The sequence below is a fragment of the Microbulbifer agarilyticus genome (assembly GCF_020171345.1).
Taxonomy (GTDB): Bacteria; Pseudomonadota; Gammaproteobacteria; order Pseudomonadales; family Cellvibrionaceae; genus Microbulbifer; species Microbulbifer agarilyticus_D.
This window is the reverse complement of the sequence record NZ_JAIUZM010000002.1, coordinates 285,324-305,124: the sequence shown is the minus strand read 5'-3', so window position 1 is coordinate 305,124 and position 19,801 is coordinate 285,324. Positions and strand designations below refer to the sequence as shown.

Genomic DNA, 19,801 nt, shown 5'->3' with positions numbered 1-19,801 from the left:
GGCATTGCCCCAAAATCGTGCCGGCCAGACCAAGCAGAAAGAATCAACTCAGCGAGCCTCGAGACTGGCAACCACCTGCCCAAGGACCTGCTCCAGATCCTGCCCGTCACAGTCCACAACAATATCTGCATAGCGGCGATACAGCGCCTGCCGCTCCTCGAACAGCTCTTCAAAGCTCTGCCCCGGCGCCTTGGCAATCCCGCGGCTTTCATAATTGTGAATACGGCGGCGCAGCTCATCGGCGGAACAGTTCAGGAACACCGCTGGGCCAAACTTCAGCAGGTTGCGCATCCCCTCTTCGCTGTACACCGCACTGCCACCGGTGGCGATCACATGATTGGGCAACTCCGCCTCAGCAATCACTTGACCTTCGATACGACGCAGATTCAGGTAATCCGACTCGTTCATGATTTCCTGCAGCGTCTTGTCTTCGCGCAGCTGAATCAGTACATCCGTATCGACAAAGTCTTTGGCCAACTCCTTCGCCAGCAATACCCCAAGGGTACTTTTGCCGGCCCCCGGCATCCCAATCAGTACCACACTGCCCTGTTTATGCATTGTTATTCGACATCCAAACTGCGTTAATCCCCTCGCCGCGGCCATATTACCGACCTCAGCCACCCCAACAGACTGTTGCCTGTGAGCAGCATTTTATCTAATTCATCGAGATTGTGCGCCTGCCGGAAGCTATCGGCGAATAGTGCCTCCCGGGTAATCATGCGACGCCGAGGGTTTATCTGCTTGATTTCACGGGCAGGGTTGCCAGCGACAACCGTGTTTGCGGGAACGTCCCGGGTAACCACACTGCCCGCCCCCACTACTGAATTATCTCCAATCGATACCCCCTTACAGACAATCGAGCTGTCCCCGATCCAGACGTTGTTACCAATGGATATCGGTGCCGTGCAGCGAAACGGACGCGTACGATTGTAAAGGCCGTGCCAATCTGAGTCGGAAATGTACACATTCGCCGCAAGCATACAGGCATCGCCGAGGGTGATGGACTCGCCAGCGGAGATGCGCACCCCCGGAGAAATCAGCACATAGTCGCCGATGGCGATGTGGGCATCGCCTCCGCGGTGCCCCATGGCAGTAAAGCGAATGCAGTTATCCGGTGTAGAAATCAAATGGGGGAAGTTACCCAGACGAATATTATTACCGAATACTTTCACCGAAGCCGGGTGCATAACTTCTGGCTCGTACCCGATTGCATCGAACTGGGGCAGTAAGAAGTGCCGGCAGCGCCAGTTGCGAAAATTCAGCAAAGCGCGCTTCAGCCAGTATGGTCTATGATCCTTTCGCATTGGAAATGCCAATATTCCCTGATACTTATTTTTAGAATCTGTTGTAAAAAATCCGTTGTGGCCATCAGCATTACCAACCGTACCAACGGCTATTTTCTAACCGCAACTTCGACAGATCTGGTCAGCAAAGCTGTCGAGCCAGCACATTGCAAAACGGTGGTGTAACACGTACCGTCACGCTCAACTTAACACTTAACTCTCCAAATATTGTCGCGAGATACTCTGAAAATGGATGCAGCCCTGCCGTTAGAACTTCCCCTGGATATCAACACCGTGAAAGGCTTTCTCGCTGACAGTGAAGGCGCGGCGCTTTACCGGCTTGCCGCCGAAGCCAGCGACCGAGGCCCCTGCCTGGAAATTGGAAGCTACTGTGGGAAATCCACCATTTACCTCGGCAGTGCCTGCAAACTTATGAACAACACCCTGTTTGCGGTAGATCATCACCGTGGATCCGAGGAACATCAGCCTGGCGAGGAATACCACGATCGCGCGCTGTTCGATGATCGCAGCCAACTTATGGATAGCTTCCACGCGTTCCGCACCAATATGCGCGCGGCACAGCTCGAGGAACATGTGGTTCCCGTGGTTGCCCCGACTACCGTGGCAGCGCGCCACTGGAACACACCTCTTGGCCTCGTGTTTATCGACGGCGGCCACTCCTTTGAGGCCGCCCTCAACGACTACCGTTGCTGGTCGCGCCATATCGTGCCCGGTGGATTCCTGGCCATTCACGACATCTTCCCAAACCCAGAAGACGGTGGACAGGCGCCCTATGACATCTACAAACTAGCGCTGGCTTCCGGCCAGTTCGAGCTGGTGGAGATGGTCGAGACCCTCGGTATCTTGCGCCGGCTCTGAGGCGCGATTAACCAGGTTCACACTGGTGAACAATTTACTGGCAGGGGTAAGCCCTGCCAGAGCATCCGCCGCCAACAGCATGGCACCCACCGTCCAGGTGGTTTTCTCCTCAGGCCACACCGCCCTATCCCGGTACACGTAACCCGTCCAGTAACCGCCGTCGCTGTCTTGCCAGCGATGCAAACCGCGATACAAAGCTCGCGCCTTACTCATCTCGCCGGCCGCCAATAAAGCCATGGTCAACTCGCAGGACTCGGCTACGGTCACCCAGGGCTCATCATTTACACAACGACAACCCAATTCGGGCACCACAAACTCGCCCCATTTCTCCTGCAGGCGCGCCTTGGCTGCGTCGCCAGAAAAAGCTCCGGTCAATACTGGGTAAAACCAGTCCATGGAAAAACGCGCTTTGCTTTCCCAGGTGCGGTCAAATCGATGGGATTTTTCCCGCAATGCCACACCCAGACGCTCGCGCGCTTCGGTCCACTCGGGCTTGGGTACCTGCAACACCGTAGCAATATTGATCCCACACTCCAGGCTCTTGAAGATGGAGGCACAACCGGTGATCAGTGCGTCCTCCATGGGTACACCGTCACTATCGACGGCCCACTGAATTTCTCCGTGAGCAGACTGCAGTCTCAGTACAAACTGCAGCGCAGCCTCTGTCATCCCCCAGTGACGCGCAAGAAACGCGCGATCACCCGAAATGAGATAGTGATGCCAGATCCCGGTGGCAACATAAGCGACGAAATTGGACTCGCGCCGCTCACCGTTATCGACCTTATTGTCCCGGTAAGCCGCCCACCAACTGCCATCATCCAACTGCTGGGTTGCCAACCAAGCGTATGCCCGCTCGGCAGCAGCAAACTCTCCCGCAATACTAAGCCCCATCGCCGCTTCTACATGGTCCCAAGGGTCTGCATAGTGCCCTTCAAACCAGGGAATACACCCATCCGCCTGCTGCTGCGACAAAATATAATCCGCACTCGCCCGCACAAAATTTTTCGGTAGAAGTGGAAGTGCGTTTTCACCTGGCGTGGAGTCCGCATCCAGTTCTGCAGAAGAAACCGCAGGGGAAGCCGCTAGCGCATCCATTACACCGCTCATACCGTCGACTCCTCTGGGAGGGCGGCCTGTTTTACCGACCTAGCGTGCGCTGAAACAATTGATGAATCCTGCGCTACAGGTACATCATGCTCGGCTGATGGCTTTACAAAATACAAGGCAACACTTTTACCCAGTACTGGATTCAACACGGCTTCTAGTCCGCGTGTCAGTATCGGGCGCTCCATCATGTCCCACACCAGAAAACGGTGATACTGACGCAGGATGGGCTTGTTATCCTGCCCCCAGAACAAGCATTTCAGCCACCAGAACGGCGCGTGCAGCGCATGCGCCTTGTGGCGGGCAAAGTATTTGAACCCCAGGGATTCGATCGCTTTGCGCAGGCCTTTTTCGCGAAAGATACGGATGTGCCCGCCTTCTACCCGGTGATAGGCATCGGACAATTTCCAGCACACCCACTCCGGGAAAAATGCCGGCACGGTTGCAGCAAATATGCCGCACGGCTTTAACACGCGCAGAATTTCGCCAAGCACACCCTGATAGTCCTCGATGTGCTCCAGTACCTCTGAGCAAATAACCACATCAAAATGATCTGCGGGAAACGGCAACGCCAGCGCATTACCCACACAAAACTGTAAACTGCCCGCTTGCTGACCACTCTCTGCAAAGGGTTGCGCGCGTTCGGCTGCGGTGGCCAAATCCTGCGCACTCAAATCGACGCCAAAGATTTCGACCTGATCGGTAATGGAGAAATGAATTGCATGGCGTCCTTCACCACAACCAAGGTCCAACACACGCTGCCCTGGTCGCAAATTCAGCAGCTTGGGGTCAACCGTAATCATCAGGCCGCGGCTCCCCGACTATTGGTATTGGTTTCTATCTCACCGCTGGTATTGGTGTATTCCGCCTGCTCGGCAGACATCGCTGAAGAGGCACTTGGAAAAGCCTGTGATTGTGGGCGTAGCGAAGGGGCGCTCGTTGCCGCTTTCTGAGCGGGCTCACGCATCACGTCACGGTAATACGCCACCAACTTTTTGGCGGCAACCTGCCAGGAAAATTGCTCTTCGATACGACGGCGCCCCGCTTTACTTAAAGATGCGTGCAGATCGGAGTCTTGCAGCACCTGTTCGATCGCGCGCGCCAAAGCACCACTGTCACCGGCGGGGACCACAAGCCCGGCATCACCCACAACTTCGGGCAATGCACCGCCATCACTGGAAATTACCGGCACCCCACAGGCCATGGCTTCACCCGCGGGAAGACCAAACCCCTCATAAAGAGATGGGCACACAACCATGCCCGCAGAGGCGTAATATCGCGCCATTTCCTCATTGGAGACTCCCGATACAAAACGCACACTGGACTCAAGGTCAAGTTCACGTAACAGCTGTTCGGTCGCACCGCCCTCCTGCAGCTTACCCACCACCAACAATTCCAACTGCGGATAGCGTGCGCGCAGCAAGGCCACTGCTTGCAACAGAAACCGCAGTCCCTTCAGCGGCTGATCTGCCGATGCCGTCGTCATAATACGCATGGGGTTCTGGCGAACATCGGCTTGTGGCCTGAACAGCTGCGTATCGATACCGTTGTAAATCAATTTGAGCTGTTCAGGCAACACACCAAACTGCGACACGATATCGTCAAAGGATTGCGAGGAAACGGTGACAATATGTTTCAGCTTGCGGGACACCCGGATCTGCATGCCGAGGAAACTGTGCCAACGGCGCACCAGCAGCCGATAAAACCAATCCGGCGCGGCATCCAGCGCCAGCTGTCGATCACGGGTAATCGGGTGATGAATGGTTGCCACCACAGGCAAGCCGGATTTTTCGATATCCAGCAAGCCATAGCACAGCGACTGATTGTCGTGCACCACGTCGTAATTCTGACCGTGCTTGCGCAAGTAACGGGCAACTCGCCGGCCAAAGGTGTATGGTTCGACGAAGCCACCGGTGAGTTTGCCAAACCATTCGTAAAAATCTGCCCAACTCAACAGATGCTTGAACTTCAGTGCCCGAGTGGGGCTTGGGTGTTCGTATAAATTGAGGCCTGGCATTTTGATCAGGCGTACACGCGGGTCAAGTTCTGGGTAGGGTTGCCCAGAAATCACGTCCACTTTGTGTCCCGCATCTGTGAGTGCCTTACTCAGGTAGTGCAGGTAAACGCCTTGGCCGCCACAATGCGGGTGGCTCCGATATCCGAGCAAGCAAATATTCAGGGGCCTGGATTCGGCCAATGGACCGTCGGTTTGATTTCCCAAGGCGGTCATAAATTCCCCGTAGTTATTGTTTTGGCTAGCAATTGATCCGTTGTCGCCGATAATAACCGGAACTCGTCGGTTCTGAATGGGGCGAAGAATACACCGCCGCGGATATGACTGCTAGGCAAGATCCATCGACTTGCGAGGCAAAACTACTCAGTCCGGCGCCACCTAAGCAGGGAAAAAAGAAACGGGTCTACTGCAAAAATCGCCCCGATAGGGACGACAAAGCCCCGGCCCACCATACCTGGCGCGCCGGGGCGAAGGAGTCTGGAGCATTTGTTCGATCAGAAGCTGAACTTGTAGCCCACACCCAGATTGAAGATCCAGGAATCGTAGTCCATGTCCTCTCTGATGCGGATGGTGTCAAAGACAATGTCATCTCGCAGGGCGATATTATCAACACCCAGCTCGAGCTCAGGATCAGCATCCACCCACATGGCCGAGGCATTGAACAACCAATTGGCATTGCGACCGAATTCAATATCGATACCTACCTGCGCGGTCCAACCCCAGGAGCTACCGAAATTCATGAGACCACGATCAGCCCGACCAACAAACTGACCGTTGTCGTTGATCACATCCTCAATAAAGACGGGACGCAGGAAATCCTGTTTAATATCGGTGTAGTTTACGCCCAAACCAAAATACGGCTGAACCCAACTTTCGACACACACCGGATACCAGTTGGCAAACAAACTGGTTACGCTGGTATCAAATCCGCGTAGACGATCGCGGCGGCGAATATCGATATCATCGCCAGTGGCCGTAATGGTGTAGTCCGCATCCATGTCGGCCTGATTCATGTGGTACAACTCAACCGCCCAGTGGTCGGCGACAAAGAAGGTACCGTTAATAAACCATGAGGAATCGCTGTCGACAGTAATACGCTCACGAATCTCTACCGGAATCGTCGAATCTGGATCATCCGGATCCACGATATCGATCACGTTGCGGTTAGAAAAAACGGAAGTACTGTCCGCGTCGACATAAGAACCCCCGACGCGGAAGATGAAATCGCCACCAGTAAAATCGGCAATCGCCGGTGAAGTCGCACTGGCGGCGGCAATCGCCAGCGGCAGAAGAAGAGACTTGGTTCGCATGGTAACTCCTTTTAACACTAAATGCTCCATAGCCGCCGGGGACAACGAACAAAAAATGACCCGTGCGTGCGGTTAGTTTCAGTATAGGTGGAGTTTTCTAAAAAACAGCAAGTACTGCCTAAGGTTTAACCCGCAAATGGGAAGAAATTTCTGCAAAAAGTTTTCGGCCAAAAAAAATGCCCGCCATAGGGCGGGCCAGATTTCTCGAACACACTTTCAGGAGGAGAGTTTGCGACGCACTGAGCAAACAAGTACTCAGTTGTCTGTGTTTAGGTATAGCAGAGCAAGCACGGCTACTTCCTGAACTGACATCAAACCCTTTGCATTGTGGCAGTAAACTGCGCCGAGCAAAGCCGTGGCGGATTAAATAGCCGAAGCTTTGTCATTAAAGTATTTGCCGATGGCAAATCACGCGCGATGCAAATAGCTCTGGTATTCAACATCAGTAACTCGCGCGGCAATTTCCGCCTGCTCCTGTCGTTTCAATAATACAAACAGATCCACAAATTCCGGATCAAGGTATTCACGCCACAATGTACTTTGCTCGAAGCGCTTCAGCGCGCCACTCCAGGTATTGATGAGCTGTTCGCTCTCCACCTGATACGCATCACCTTCCACCGCTGCACCTGGCCGGAGCTTATTTTCCAAACCATGACAAACTCCGGCAAGGATGGCGGCCAACACTAGATATGCGTTCACATCGGCACCGGCGATACGGTGCTCAATGCGGCGCGCAGCTGGCTCACTGGCGGGAATACGGAATGTCACCGTTCGGTTGTCGTAGCCCCAACACAGATTCAAGGGCGCATGACTACTTTCCTGAAAACGGCGGTAGGAGTTTGCGTGGGGCGCAAAAATCGCCATGGCGTCATTAGCAGTCGCCATCATACCCGCCACGGCTTGCTGCAATAATTCAGAGCCTTCATCGGTGCCGTCGTTAAAGACGTTATTGCCATCTTTATCGACCAGGCTCATATGCACATGCATACCATTACCGGCCAGCTCTCCAAATGGCTTGGCCATGGTGCTGACCCGAAGCCCATGACTGCGTGCAACACCTTTTAACAGACGTTTGAACAACAGGGTCTGGTCGGCAACTTTTACCGGGTCATCACTATGCAGTAAATTGATTTCAAACTGGCCGGGTGCGCATTCGGAAAGAATAGAATCAGCAGGAATCCCCTGCTCTTCACAGGCAGCGCGCACATCGGCAAAGAAATGCCGCTGGGCATCCAACTCTGCCAGGTCGTACACATCGGTAGAAGGCACCAGCTCGCTGTCATTGTCACTAACCGGACGCGGGCGCCCCAATTCATCGGCGTCCTCGCGCAACAGGTAGAACTCCACCTCGGTAGCACACACGGCCTTCAGCCCCAGACGCGCGAGGCGTTCAACCACTTTCTGCAGTTGCGCGCGCGGGTCTGCGTAAAGCACAGAACCGTCGGCTTCGTGCAACTGCATGTGCAGCTGTGCGGTCTGCTCCCGATGCCATGGTGCCAGACAAATTGGCGAGACCGGTTGGCACACCCCATCACTATCACCACTGGCAAATACCAGCGGACTGTTTTCAATATCGCGACCCCAAATATCCAGGCTCACGGCACTGCGGGGCATCTGCAAGCCACCCTTCAATAATTTTTTGGCGGAATCTGCGGGCAGCCACTTCCCCCTCGGCACACCGTTAATGTCAAAGGCGAAGCCTTCGATCCATTTAAGGTCCGGGTGATCCGCAAGGAACGCATTCGAGGTCTCGAGGATTTCCGCGGGCGGCTGGTATTTTTCTTTTGCTGCCATAAAAGGGCTTCACGCTGTTGAAGGATGCTGTTGAAAGGGAACGGCCCCCACTACAAACCTAGTGGAGGCCTAGTTTGGATATTACGCCATAGCCTTGGCGGTTTCATCCAGCGCACGGTGCGCCTTGTCCACCAGCTCGTCAATATGTGCGGTATCCAGAATCAGCGGCGGAGCAATAATCATGGTGTCGCCAGTTGCCCGCATCACCAGTCCGTTCTTGATGCTCATATCGCGACAAACAGCACCAGCAGTGCAGTCATCGTCAAAGCGCGCGCGGCTGCCTTTATCTTTCACCAGTTCCAGTGCACCTACCAGGCCGAGAGTTCGCGCCTCGCCCACGATTGGGTGATCAGCCAGTTCCGCCCAGCGCTTGGCAAGGTATGGTCCGGTGACATCACGCACGTTTTCAATGATCTTTTCATTGCGCAGGATGTTGACGGTCACGATACCCGCCATACAGGCTGCCGGGTGCGCAGAGTAAGTATAACCATGGGTAAACTCGCCGCCCTTGGCCTTGATGACTTCCGCCACACGGTCGCTCACCATGGTGCCGCCCAGCGGGAAGTAACCATTGGTCACTGCCTTGGCAAAGGTCATCAGGTCCGGCTTCATACCGTAGTAATCCGCACCAAACCATTCACCGGTGCGCCCGAAGCCAAAGATCACCTCATCCATTACCAGCAGGATGTCGTACTGATCCAGAACCTTCTTCACTTCCGGCCAGTAAGTTTCCGGCGGAATAATCACACCACCCGCACCCTGAATTGGCTCGGCGATAAAGGCGGCTACTTTTTCCGGCCCCAGTTCCTGGATTTTTTCATCCAGACAACGCGCGGCGTAGATACCAAACTCTTCCGGTGACATGTCACCACCTTCACCGAACCAGTATGGCTGCTGAATGTGCTCAATGTAGTCCAGCGCCTGGAACTGCTTGTGCATACCACTCATGCCACCCAGGCTGGCACCACCAATGGTGGAACCGTGATAGGCGTTCTGGCGGGAGATAACAATGCGCTTCTGCGGCTGATCTTTCAGATCCCAGTAGCGACGGATGATTCGCAGGTTGGTGTCATTGGCCTCACTACCGGAACCGGTGAAGAACACGTTGTTCATACCAGCCGGAGTCACCTCGGAAAGCAGGTCGGCGAGCTCAATGGAGGGCACGGTGGTGCACTGGAAGAAGCTGTTGTAGAACGGCAGCTTGTTAAGCTGCTCGTAGATGGCTTCACTGATTTCCCGACGGCTATAACCGAGGTTACAGCACCACAGGCCGGACATGCCGTCGAGCATGGTGTGGCCATCAATATCGGTAATGTACGGACCTTCCGCACTGGTGATTACACGGGTGCCCTGTTTGCCAAGGTCGTGGAAATCGGTAAACGGATGCAACAGGTGATCGCGGTCATGCTGTTGTAGCTGATTTTTGTTCATGAACTCACTCCTGACTCGAAAAATGCCTGCGCCATCTATACATTGCAGACAGCGCCGTAAAATGTGATCACATTCTAGAGGCAAGACCGGAAGTGGTGCAACCGCTATTCGCAACTCAGTCGCGCCTCAGTCGCAAAGAGGCCACCGCCGCACGAATAGCACTAGCCTAGTGCCAGCGGGCCACGAGTAGTTGCGCGGTTTGAGACCAGTAATCGCGAGGGAGTAAAGAAAGTAGAGAGGCAAGGCCGAGAAACGGGCTGAAACGCCGAGAAAATAGCAGACCAGCCAGTCAATGGGGTAAATCACATGGACCAGCCGGTAGAAATTGAAAAGTTAGCTAGAAGGCGGTGTCACGGTGACCGCAACCGGGACCACATCCAGGGCGACATCAACGATCGAGTACTGGTCTTTGGTACCAGAACCATAGCGCCAGAAGCCCCGAGACTGCTCGGTCTGCTGAAACTGGAACAATACCCCCTGCCCCGTTTCGTCGTTAAACGCGTAGCGCCGCAACTCACGCACTTCTCGATTATCCAGCAAGGAAAAGCCGAGCAAATGATCCAGGCGCTGGTTTGCGAGTGCGATACCGGCGCCCTGGGTCGCGCGATAACCAAAGGCTTCATGGCCGGGGGTTTCACTGCCAGCAATCGTGACTTCACCAGTTTCCCAGGCCAGGGTATCCCCCCCGCTCAAAACACTGAGACGCAAACCTTTGGCCGCGAATGGCCCCTCTTCAGGCGCAAATTGCGCAGTACGGCCATCGGCCACCACCAGGTTGCCAGCGCCCAGCACTTTCATGGTCTTGTTTTCGAGGTTTACCAGCAGTGCGGTGTCTTCATCCACCCCATAGCCAACCTGGGAAGCCGCGTCAGAGGAAAAGCCCAGTGCCCGGATCAAGCGCCCCAGACGCGCCTTGCGATCAAAGTGCTGATCCACCACGCCAAAGGGTAGGAAACCGAGACCGCGAGCCAGCAACAACTGTCCAGACTCCTGACTGTCCATGCCCGCGTACACTTCAACGCTGGGCAGTGTCAGCGCACTCAAGGAGTCTCCCGCGGCGATCATGGTTTCGCTCATGATCGCCGCGCCGGCGCTGGTGCCGCCAACAACGGCGCCACGCGACAGCTGTGCGCGTATTGCGGCGAGCACCGGACCATCTTCCCCGTCTGGTCCGAGCAATGTACCGGTGATTCTGGTCTGATCCCCGCCCACAAACCAAATACCACCAACATCCGCCAACGCCTCCGCAAGCACTGCGTCGTTGCCACCATCACGCCACAGACTTTCATCCACCGATTCGGTCGAGGCATCATCCTTTACCGCGATGGGCAGCACACGAATGTCACCCGCAAAACCGAAGTGGCGCAGATCGTCGGCAAACTGCTGCGCGTAGTGCGCGGGCCGACCAGAGGCCGCCGGTACGATCGCTACGCTGGGCAGCTGAGGAGGTATAGATTCGATAAACGCCCGATAAACATCTTTGTTATCACTTCTCAGTGCACCACCCACAATTAACAAGCGACCGGATTCACTGGCAACATGGGTTACATCCGACTCTGTCGATGCAACTTTTTCCAGTGCCCCATCACTTTTGCTGGAGCAACCGGCTCCGACAAGCGCGAACACGAACAGCGACAGACTCGCAATACGCCACAATTTCATAAACTCACCCCTACCCGAAAACTTTCCAACTTTGGCGAATCCACGCAAAACTGAAGCGCGGCATCGGAAGGCTCCCCGAACATCCGCTCTCCTCGTGGGCTCCGCCCAAAATGTTCTTTAAAACACCGGCTAAAATGCGAGGCAGAGCGGAAACCGCATTGCTGCCCGATAGCATCGATACTCTGCTCACTTTCCAGCAGCAGCACGCGTGCATGCTGCAGGCGCAACTCACGATAAAAACGTGCCGGTAATATTCCCTTGAAGCGGCTGAATATACGTTCCAGCTTTTTCACCGAAATATCCAGATAAGCGGCCAACTCCGCGGTGCGCAGTGGCTCTGCGAGGTTGTTGCACATCAACGCAAGCGCTTCATCCAGTAACTGTCGATCTTGCCAAACCGCCACAGCAGAACCTCGCTATTCAGAGTGTTGAGCCGTCTGCAACGACTGGTCAAACAACTGCCAGCGGCCACGTGCCATTACATGGGTAATTTGGAATCGCTCGGGATCTACCAGCAGTAAGTCCGCGTCGCGACCGGGAGCTACTTGCCCCTTGCGCTTCAGACCGAGCGCCCGCGCTGGGTTGCTGGTGACCGTCTGCAACGCGCGTGACAAGTCCAGCTGCTCATCCTGCACGGCACGTCGGAACTCATCAAACAGGCTGGTGATGGCTCCCACTTCCATATCCCGCAATTGCCCCAAGTCGCAGAAATTTGTCAGTGAACCCTGCGCATCTGAAGAAAAGGTGAGCTGGTCTATTGGCGCACCCAGCTCCAGCGCGAGCGCCAACGCCTGACTTGCACGCATTTCGCCACTCGCCAAGATGTCATCGGTGGTCGACGTGGTGAAGTCGATAAAGCCGCCCGCACAGGCAAACTCGACACCGTGCTCCAGTAGCGACCGGTTGCGGTTCATATGTGTCGGATAAAACTGGGCAATGGGAATTTCGGAGTTTTCAACCACATCAAACAACGGCTGTAGACGGCCAGCGCCATCCCCGACATGCACACTGACTACACCGCCCTTCCCGCTTAACATCCCAGCAACCCGCGCATCGGCGGCGATGCGCGTTAATTCATCACGGGTCGGGTGAGATGAACGGTGGTCGGAGATCGCCAATTCACCAACGCCAATGACGTTATCGATAAGGATGATGTCGCCACGGACACTACCGGTCAGGGTATTTACCGGTACTTGATAAGAGCCCGTCTGGATAAAGCACGAAATCCCCTGCGCCTCCAGGGATTTGGCTTTGCCAAACAACTCATTCAGGGTGCGGGTAATCGCATCGGTACCCAGGGCACCAACAACGGAGGTAACACCACCGGCGATCGCATCGCGTACATTCAGCTCAGGCGTGCGTGAGCCAAACCCACCTTCGCCACCACCTCCGGTGATATGCACCAGCGAGTCAACCAGACCAGGCATGAGCCAGGCACCATCGGCATCCACCACTTGGCCGACGTTCTCCGGCAAAGACAGATGCTGATCGATTTTTGCCACCCGGTCGCCCGCCACCAACACATCACAGCGGCCGAGACTACGGGGGGCAAATACCTCCGCATTTTTGATCAGAGTAATTTGAGACATAAAAAAACTGCTTAGAAATTAAAAGCCGGAAACGGCTGCAACCAATACCGCCAACGACGCGAATAAAAACAGCGCACCTTGCAGCGGCAAGATAAACCGAATCCACACACCCCAATCCAGACGCGCCGCGCCCAGGCATCCCATCAATGCTGCGGACGTGGGCACCACAATGTTGGTGAGACCATCGCCAAGCTGGAACGCAAGCACGGCGGTCTGACGAGTAACGCCCACCACATCCGCTAGCGGTGCCATGATTGGCATGGTCAGTGCTGCCTGACCGGAGCCGGAGGTAATAAAGAAATTAAACACGGTTTGAAATACCAGCATAAACCAGGCGGAAACCGCGCCCGATACATCCGCCAGGCTATTGCCTGCCACATGCAAGATGGTATTTAGAATACTTGCACCCTGCGGGTCATCGCCGCCGAGCAACAGCACTATGCCTTTAGCAAACGCCACCACCATCGCCGCAGGCAGCAACTGCTGCGCGCCTTCTTTAAACGCCGCTGCAGCCTTGTTGGCAGTGAGCCCATTCAGGCCAAAGGCAATGGAAACCGCGGCGATAACGATACCCATGGTGAAAAACTGGCTGGCAATTTCGGGCAGGAAGTAACTGCGCTCCACCACCCCCCAGATCATCCACGCGATACCCGCACAGAACAGCAGTAACACCCAGCCATCTCCGCGAACCATGGTTTGCAATGCATTGGTCGACACGGACTTGTCACGAAATACCTGGTCAGAGGCATAAGCCAGCGAGCGCGAGGGTTTCTTCTGGATACGACGGGCATAAAAAATGGTGTATGCAGCCAGGCCACAGGTGGCCAGCAGCCAAAGAGCCATGCGCAAACCACTGCCAGACATCAAAGGAACCCCAGCAATACCCTGGGCGATGCTTACCCCAAAAGGATTCATCCAGGATGTGGCGAAGCCTACCTGCGTTGCGACATAGGTAACCAGCAAAGCGGTAATACTGTCATAACCCATGGAAACCAGCAGGGGTACAACGATCAGGGTGAAAGGGATGACCTCTTCGCCCATACCGAACACCGCCCCACCGAGGGAAAATAGAAAGCACAGTATTGCCAGGTACAGGTGCCCTGCTTCGCGATTGCGCGCAATCACCTGAAACAAACCCCGCTCAACGGAGCCACTGGCAAATATCAAGCCGAAGGCACCACCGGTCAGCAGGATAAACGCGAACACACCAATCGATGCGCCCCACTTGCTACCAGACACCATGCCTTCAAAGGCAAAATTCAGAAAACCAATACCCCCACCCTCTGCAAACAGTGCCAAACCTGCCGGTTCGGCGGTTGCCTGCTTGTAGCTGGCCGGGTCAATCACACTGCGTTCTACCCCATTTACCACATTGGTGACGGTATCGAAGGTGCCCGCAGGGATTAAAAAATTCAGCGCAAACGCGACAACAGCTACCCCCAACAATATCAGGTAGGTATCCGGCATGGCCCAGGTCTTGGGCACCTGCGATTCCACTGACTCGGAAACGCTAGTGACAGAAGAGTTGGTATCGCTCGTTTGCATAGGAATAAACCGCATTAAATGGAAAAGTACCAGCGGGCGTGCAACGCACGCCCGCTGGGATCAGGTCCTGTGAGACGCCGATCAGAACGCGTAACCGTAGCTCATGGTGTAGAAACGCCCCATGGAGTTATGGTTAAAGTGGTCAACGTTGGCGCCAGTGCCCAGTACCAGAGGCGGCTCCTTATCGAACAGGTTGTTGACGCGCAGGCTCAACCAGCTGCCGTTGTCGAAATCACGGGCGACACGGAGGTCAAAGGTCACCCAGCTATCGACTTCCACATTACCTTCATCGTCGATGTCGACACGAGATGCGAAGTACTCGTTGCCTTCCTCAAATACGGAATCCAGTACGCGCGGGCTCGGGTCGTCCATGTAGCTGTGAACGTAACGGGCGGTCAGAGCAGATGACCAGTCCTCGTAGGTCCAGCGCAGGGAACTATTGGCACGGATACGTGGGTAGGTATAGTTACCGGCTTCTTTCACGATACCCAGCGCATCGGATGGTAGTTTGTCGAACTCGTTCAGGTAAGTACCGTCCAGAGTGAAGCGGAAGTTACCCCAGCTTTCGGTGTCAAAGTACTGGGTAAACGCCAGATCCACACCGTTGGTCTTCTGCCAACCGAGGTTGGACAGCTGGAAGTGCGCATCCACTACAAAGCCACCTGCCACTTCAAGGCCAGGCTGACCTGTTGGCAGCTCACCTTCACCTACTACCGCGAAGTCACCATTGAACGCGCGCAGGATGAAGTCATCCTCTTCCACACCGATCAGATTCTCATGCTCGATATTCCAGTAATCGATAGAGATCTCGGTATTTTCGCTCGGCTTCAACAGGAAGCCCGCACCCCAGGTGGTAGCAGTTTCCGGCTTCAGTTCATCATTGCTCACATCTTCGGACAGCAGAGACTCACCTGACTCGTCAATCAGACCGTCACAGGCCACAGGAGTTACGCTACAGTCGACGGAATAGCTGGAAAGCAAGGTACCCGCACCAACCTGCGCAAGAGATGGCGCACGGAAGGAAGTGGACCAGTTGGAACGGAAGATGATTGCATCGTTAAACGCATGGCGCAGCGCAACCTTGGGGTTGGTGTCGCCACCGAAGTTATCGTAGTGGTCGTAACGCAGGGCGAGCTGCAACTCGGTGTTGGCCGCCAGCGGAATCATCTGTTCCATGTAGACCGCCCACTGGTTACGCGCGGCGTCTGCAGAAGTGGAGCTGAAGCCCAGAATCGGCTCGGGGTTCAGGGTGGTAGAAACTGCATCACCAGACGGGGTATCTATCACAGACTCTCGGCGGAACTCACCACCAAAGGCCACCTGCACAGTACCGGCCGGCAACTCGATCCAGCTGCCAGAGATATTACCATCAATGGCGTACAGGCTGGACTTACCACCGCGTTTTGCATCCGTGCGGATCAGATCGTCCATCTCCGCTATCTGATCAACCTGACCACCGAAGGGGTTGTACCAGGCAGTGGTTTTGCCGAGGTCTTCACAGGTTTCACCCGCACCAAAACTTGCACTGGGGCGTGCTAGGTCTACTTCCCAGCGATCGACAACAGAACCATCGGTACACAGGTTGCCTACGCTTGCATTGTAGAAAGCATCCGCCTTGTACAGTCCGGAAATTCCGCGCTGCTCAGATTCACTGCGACCCAAGTTAGCGGCAACTTCCCAGCTCCAATCGTTTACTTCACCACGCAGGCCGGACACCAGGCGCATGGCCTCGCTTTCCACCTCGACCGCGCGTGCATCCGGGAACTTACCCCAGGCGAAAATCGGGTAACCGTAATAATCACTGAAATCGTTGGTTGGATAATCCGGGTGGAAGGAACCCTCCTCAACCAGATCTGCCTTCAGGGCTTCTGGCCACAGGGGGCTTTCCGGATCGAACGGCGCACGGGAGAAGTTTGCCGGAGCGGAGGTACCACGAGACTCACTGGTCTGCAGCATCAGGGTGTTAAACCACTCCAGATTGTCGGAGATATCGTAATTAAACGTGGCAACGACACTGGCGCTTTCGTATTCATCCTGAGTCGCGGCAACCGCATTGGTGTTGAATTCACAGTAATCGCCGAAGCTGCCGAAACCAAACTGATCTTCCGGACAGCCGCCGGACGCAGGGCCCTCAGTCTGGTCGTAGTACGCCAGGAACAAGTCATTGAAGCTGGGGTAAACACCCTGCTGGCTCGGACGCACAGAGTTCGCGGTCAACTTGCGGTCGCGGTCGTACATTGCGTTACGGGAGAACAGATCAACCACCACCATGGTGTGGCTGTTCTCACCTTCACGGCCCCATACCCAGTTCAGGTTGTATTTGCCTTCATCGGAGCCGGCGGTGGAGTTGCCGTGAGTCAGGGAAATTTCAGAACCGTCAAAATCATCACGCAGTACGAAGTTCACAACGCCTGCGACCGCGTCGGCACCGTAGGTGGCCGCGGCACCACTGGGCAACACTTCCACGCGCTCAATGGCAGACAATGGGATAGAGTTTACATCGACGAAAGACTCCTGGCCCTTGGCGAAGGAACTCACGGAAACACGGCGACCATTCACCAATACCAGGGTGGAGCTAGCGCCCAGACCGCGCAGGGAAACGCCGGCGGCGCCTACTGGAGTGTCACTGGAGAGCGCGCCGGACGTGGCGGTAGAGAAAGTGCCGCTGCCGCCACCAGTCTGGGACAGCTGCTGCAGAATTTCGATGGGAGAAGTTGCACCGGAAGCTTCGATGTCGTCGCGATCAATCTGTACGACCTGTACTGCACCTTCGGTATCCAGCCCCTTGATGTGGGTACCGGTAACAACGATTTCTTCAACGGACGCATCTGCACCTTTTGGTGCTTCCTGTGCCATTGCAAACGCACTGCTGCCAATCAATGAGCAGCCAAGTGCCAGTCGCACCGCCTTACTCAGTGGCGTTTTATTCAGTTGGGTTCTGTTATCCATTTTATTGCCCTCCAGGAAAAATTCCTGTCTCCGATGGTTGTTTCGTTTTTCTGTGAGATTCGAAATTGCGCGAACTGCAAGCATCAGCAATCGACACTTCAGACTCGCAGAAGATTTCCCAGGAAAAACCGGCGGCAATGCAGTGCAATAACCCATACCATCGATACCACAGCAATGCACAAGCAATGCCAACAGAGTTCGACAAATTGGGCTGGAAATAAGAACGGAAAAAACCGACTTATAGCTTCCTTGCACCCGCGCATAAATAAGCGGGGCCCCCGGTTAAACCGAGGTGGGGAAGCTACTCGTCAAACCACTCGCTGAGGTAGTAGTTGGAGGAGCAGCGCGTGACAGTAGCAGCCTTGTTCATTTTGCTCTTAATGCCTTGCACTGTTTATCAAGTAGGTTTTAACCAATTAACCACACTTGAACTTGGGAGTCAGACCGGTGGCTCTCTTGATTCGGCTATCGCGCCAGAAGCAGATCCAAATCAGATTACTATCGATCACACACCAATTTTTATCACGATGAAAAAAACCTGTAAAGGTTTTCTGCTACAGAATTTAATTCAGAAGCAGATACAGCCAGCAGCCGAATAATCTGCGATATTGTGGGAAAGAACCTTGTCGAAGGTGAACCGGAAGGGAACAAATTCCCCTCCCGATTCACCATTCCAATCACAACGTTTTTAACCGCAGAGGAAGTTACTGATACGGCTGATTGATATAGAAGTTAGTGGAGCGCCCATCGATACCAATGCGCTTGGGCGTCACGTTGCTGGCCCCAGTGGAGAGGTTGAATTGGTCAAACTCACCCAGCTTGTAGCGCAGCACGTCTTCGTAAACCACTGGCAGGCCACATTGTGCCTGAGTCCGACTGCTCTGACCGTCCTCCTGCAGAACGTACACACTGCCCGCGCCATCAACCACACCGCTGCCATCGGGAGTGAAGAAGATCGAAGTGGCTTCGTCGACGCCAATGCCCTGAATACCCGCAGGCAGTCCCGCCATAAAGGCCATCAGGCGGCCCATACGATCGCGCTCGGCAAAATGGGTATCAACGATCACACCCTGCATGATTGCGGTGGTCAGGAAGCCATCGGAAATATTGGTGTTTTCGTGGCACAGATCGCTCACCGCTTCGGACGAGTAGGCACCCAGCACGCCGTCAGGGTCGTAGATGTGCTCGGACTGCACAGCCGCACCGGCAGAGGTACCGCCCAGGACACCACCACGGGCAATCACTTCATCCAGGGCCTGCTGCAGCGGAGTGCCCTGCCACTGATTCAGGTAGTCGGATTGGTCGCCGCCGGCAATCCATACAAACTCGGCAGAACGCACGGCCCAGGCTACGTATTCGTCATTAGCGTGCTGTTGGCGATCAACAATCAGGGTTTCGACGGAATCTGCATTGAGCAGCCCCTGCAGATAATCGTTGTAGCCATCGCTACCGCTGGTGCGCAGCACCACGACATCGCCACCACCGATCAACGGCTCGACACGACGAGTAAACGCGGCATCGACGTCACTACCGCCGCCCATCACCAGCAAACCGCCGGAAGTCTGGTTCACGCAGATGTCGGCTTCACTGCCCGTAATGTATCGGGTCAGACCGCCCGGCTTTGCCGGCCGCGTGCCAACATTACAGTCGCCGCCACCGCTGCTTCCGCCGCTGCTGCCCCCACTGCTGCTGCCACCGCTACTACTTCCACCGCCACTGCTGGAGGGAATGCCGTCGACACTCAGGGTGTAGTCACCTCGGCCGGAGTAACGAGTTACTTTGAGGGTGTACAGGCCATTACCGTCGACACTGACACTGGCTGACTCGGGGCGGTTGCTTGTTTCGGCGCTATACAGTTGCTGTGATGCGTCGTACAGGTACCAATCAAAGTCGTCGCCACTGTCGTGCGCGAGAGAAATATCCAAATCGGACGGAGTATCAATATTGAAGTAATACCAATCCTGATCCCTGCGGTTGGCAATGTTGCCAGCAACCGCCTGACCAGAACATACAGGGCCATCGGCATCGGCCTCGGCATCATTCGATTCGGTCTCCGCGGAGACACAGGCCAGCGCGCCGTGACTCATCGCGGAAAGCAAAAAAAGCGGGATAAGTTTTTTCTTCACCTTAGGTTCCTCTATGCGTCGTTATTGTTATCGCCAATCTATGGCTACGGCACAAGATTACCCAAGAGGTCGGCCGCGGAAGCGTCATCCGCGGCCAAAGGGAGAAAACAGGCAA

General features: G+C 55.1%; 16 protein-coding genes. 2 read left to right on the top strand and 14 right to left on the bottom strand.

The features are described 5' to 3' along the window. Positions 1-48 precede the first annotated feature (48 nt). Both LCM31_RS08550 and LCM31_RS08545 read right to left on the bottom strand, forming a co-directional pair. Positions 49-558: a shikimate kinase gene (locus LCM31_RS08550; protein WP_224869158.1), complete on the bottom strand. Its 510-nt coding sequence runs from the start codon at positions 556-558 to the stop codon at positions 49-51. 23 nt (positions 559-581) lie between these two features. Beyond that, on the bottom strand, positions 582-1,304 hold the full coding sequence (locus LCM31_RS08545; protein WP_224869156.1) for an acyltransferase: 723 nt from the start codon (positions 1,302-1,304) through the stop codon (positions 582-584). Between the two features lie 228 nt (positions 1,305-1,532). On the opposite strand from LCM31_RS08545, the gene LCM31_RS08540 reads away from it, so the two are divergent. Continuing rightward, positions 1,533-2,162, top strand: a complete 630-nt coding sequence (locus LCM31_RS08540) for a class I SAM-dependent methyltransferase (protein ID WP_224869154.1) — start codon at positions 1,533-1,535, stop codon at positions 2,160-2,162. Here the strand turns inward: LCM31_RS08540 and LCM31_RS08535 are convergent. From LCM31_RS08535 to LCM31_RS08485, 11 genes are all read right to left on the bottom strand, one after another. Next, on the bottom strand, positions 2,091-3,269 hold the full coding sequence (locus LCM31_RS08535; RefSeq protein ID WP_224869152.1) for a prenyltransferase/squalene oxidase repeat-containing protein: 1,179 nt from the start codon (positions 3,267-3,269) through the stop codon (positions 2,091-2,093). The two genes, LCM31_RS08540 and LCM31_RS08535, sit on opposite strands and share 72 nt — an antisense overlap. After that, positions 3,266-4,069, bottom strand: coding sequence for a class I SAM-dependent methyltransferase (locus tag LCM31_RS08530; protein WP_224869150.1), 804 nt, complete (start codon positions 4,067-4,069; stop codon positions 3,266-3,268). Before LCM31_RS08530 ends, LCM31_RS08535 begins: the two co-directional genes overlap by 4 nt. Beyond that, positions 4,069-5,496 carry a glycosyltransferase family 4 protein gene (locus LCM31_RS08525; protein ID WP_224869148.1) on the bottom strand — a complete coding sequence of 476 codons (1,428 nt, stop codon included), beginning with the start codon at positions 5,494-5,496 and terminating at the stop codon, positions 4,069-4,071. The genes LCM31_RS08530 and LCM31_RS08525 overlap by 1 nt, the downstream gene beginning before the upstream one ends. Before the next feature lie 278 nt (positions 5,497-5,774). Further along, on the bottom strand, positions 5,775-6,590 hold the full coding sequence (locus tag LCM31_RS08520) for an OmpW/AlkL family protein (RefSeq protein WP_224869146.1): 816 nt from the start codon (positions 6,588-6,590) through the stop codon (positions 5,775-5,777). A gap of 408 nt (positions 6,591-6,998) precedes the next feature. Next, on the bottom strand, positions 6,999-8,384 hold the full coding sequence (locus LCM31_RS08515; RefSeq protein ID WP_224869144.1) for a glutamine synthetase family protein: 1,386 nt from the start codon (positions 8,382-8,384) through the stop codon (positions 6,999-7,001). An 81-nt stretch (positions 8,385-8,465) separates the two neighbouring features. Beyond that, complete coding sequence (locus tag LCM31_RS08510; protein WP_222228911.1) at positions 8,466-9,815, bottom strand: aspartate aminotransferase family protein; 1,350 nt, start codon at positions 9,813-9,815, stop codon at positions 8,466-8,468. Positions 9,816-10,148: 333 nt separating this feature from the next. Next, on the bottom strand, positions 10,149-11,477 hold the full coding sequence (locus LCM31_RS08505) for a cyanophycinase (protein WP_224869142.1): 1,329 nt from the start codon (positions 11,475-11,477) through the stop codon (positions 10,149-10,151). Continuing rightward, the gene (locus LCM31_RS08500; RefSeq protein WP_224869140.1) at positions 11,474-11,833 is read right to left on the bottom strand and encodes a helix-turn-helix domain-containing protein; all 360 of its coding nucleotides are present in this window, start codon (positions 11,831-11,833) and stop codon (positions 11,474-11,476) included. The genes LCM31_RS08505 and LCM31_RS08500 overlap by 4 nt, the downstream gene beginning before the upstream one ends. A 60-nt stretch (positions 11,834-11,893) precedes the next feature. After that, a complete protein-coding gene (gene iadA, locus LCM31_RS08495; RefSeq protein ID WP_224869138.1) occupies positions 11,894-13,066 on the bottom strand; it encodes a beta-aspartyl-peptidase in 1,173 nt (390 codons plus the stop codon). 18 nt (positions 13,067-13,084) lie between these two features. Further along, positions 13,085-14,551 carry a putative basic amino acid antiporter YfcC gene (yfcC, locus tag LCM31_RS08490; protein WP_224869136.1) on the bottom strand — a complete coding sequence of 489 codons (1,467 nt, stop codon included), beginning with the start codon at positions 14,549-14,551 and terminating at the stop codon, positions 13,085-13,087. Positions 14,552-14,692: 141 nt separating this feature from the next. Then, the gene (locus tag LCM31_RS08485; RefSeq protein WP_224869134.1) at positions 14,693-17,560 is read right to left on the bottom strand and encodes a TonB-dependent receptor domain-containing protein; all 2,868 of its coding nucleotides are present in this window, start codon (positions 17,558-17,560) and stop codon (positions 14,693-14,695) included. Between the two features lie 347 nt (positions 17,561-17,907). Between LCM31_RS08485 and LCM31_RS08480 the strand changes: the two genes are divergently transcribed. Further along, the gene (locus tag LCM31_RS08480) at positions 17,908-18,159 is read left to right on the top strand and encodes a hypothetical protein (protein WP_224869132.1); all 252 of its coding nucleotides are present in this window, start codon (positions 17,908-17,910) and stop codon (positions 18,157-18,159) included. Between the two features lie 105 nt (positions 18,160-18,264). Here LCM31_RS08480 and LCM31_RS08475 read toward each other — a convergent pair whose 3' ends face one another. Then, positions 18,265-19,686 carry a Type 1 glutamine amidotransferase-like domain-containing protein gene (locus LCM31_RS08475; protein ID WP_224869130.1) on the bottom strand — a complete coding sequence of 474 codons (1,422 nt, stop codon included), beginning with the start codon at positions 19,684-19,686 and terminating at the stop codon, positions 18,265-18,267. Positions 19,687-19,801 lie beyond the last annotated feature (115 nt).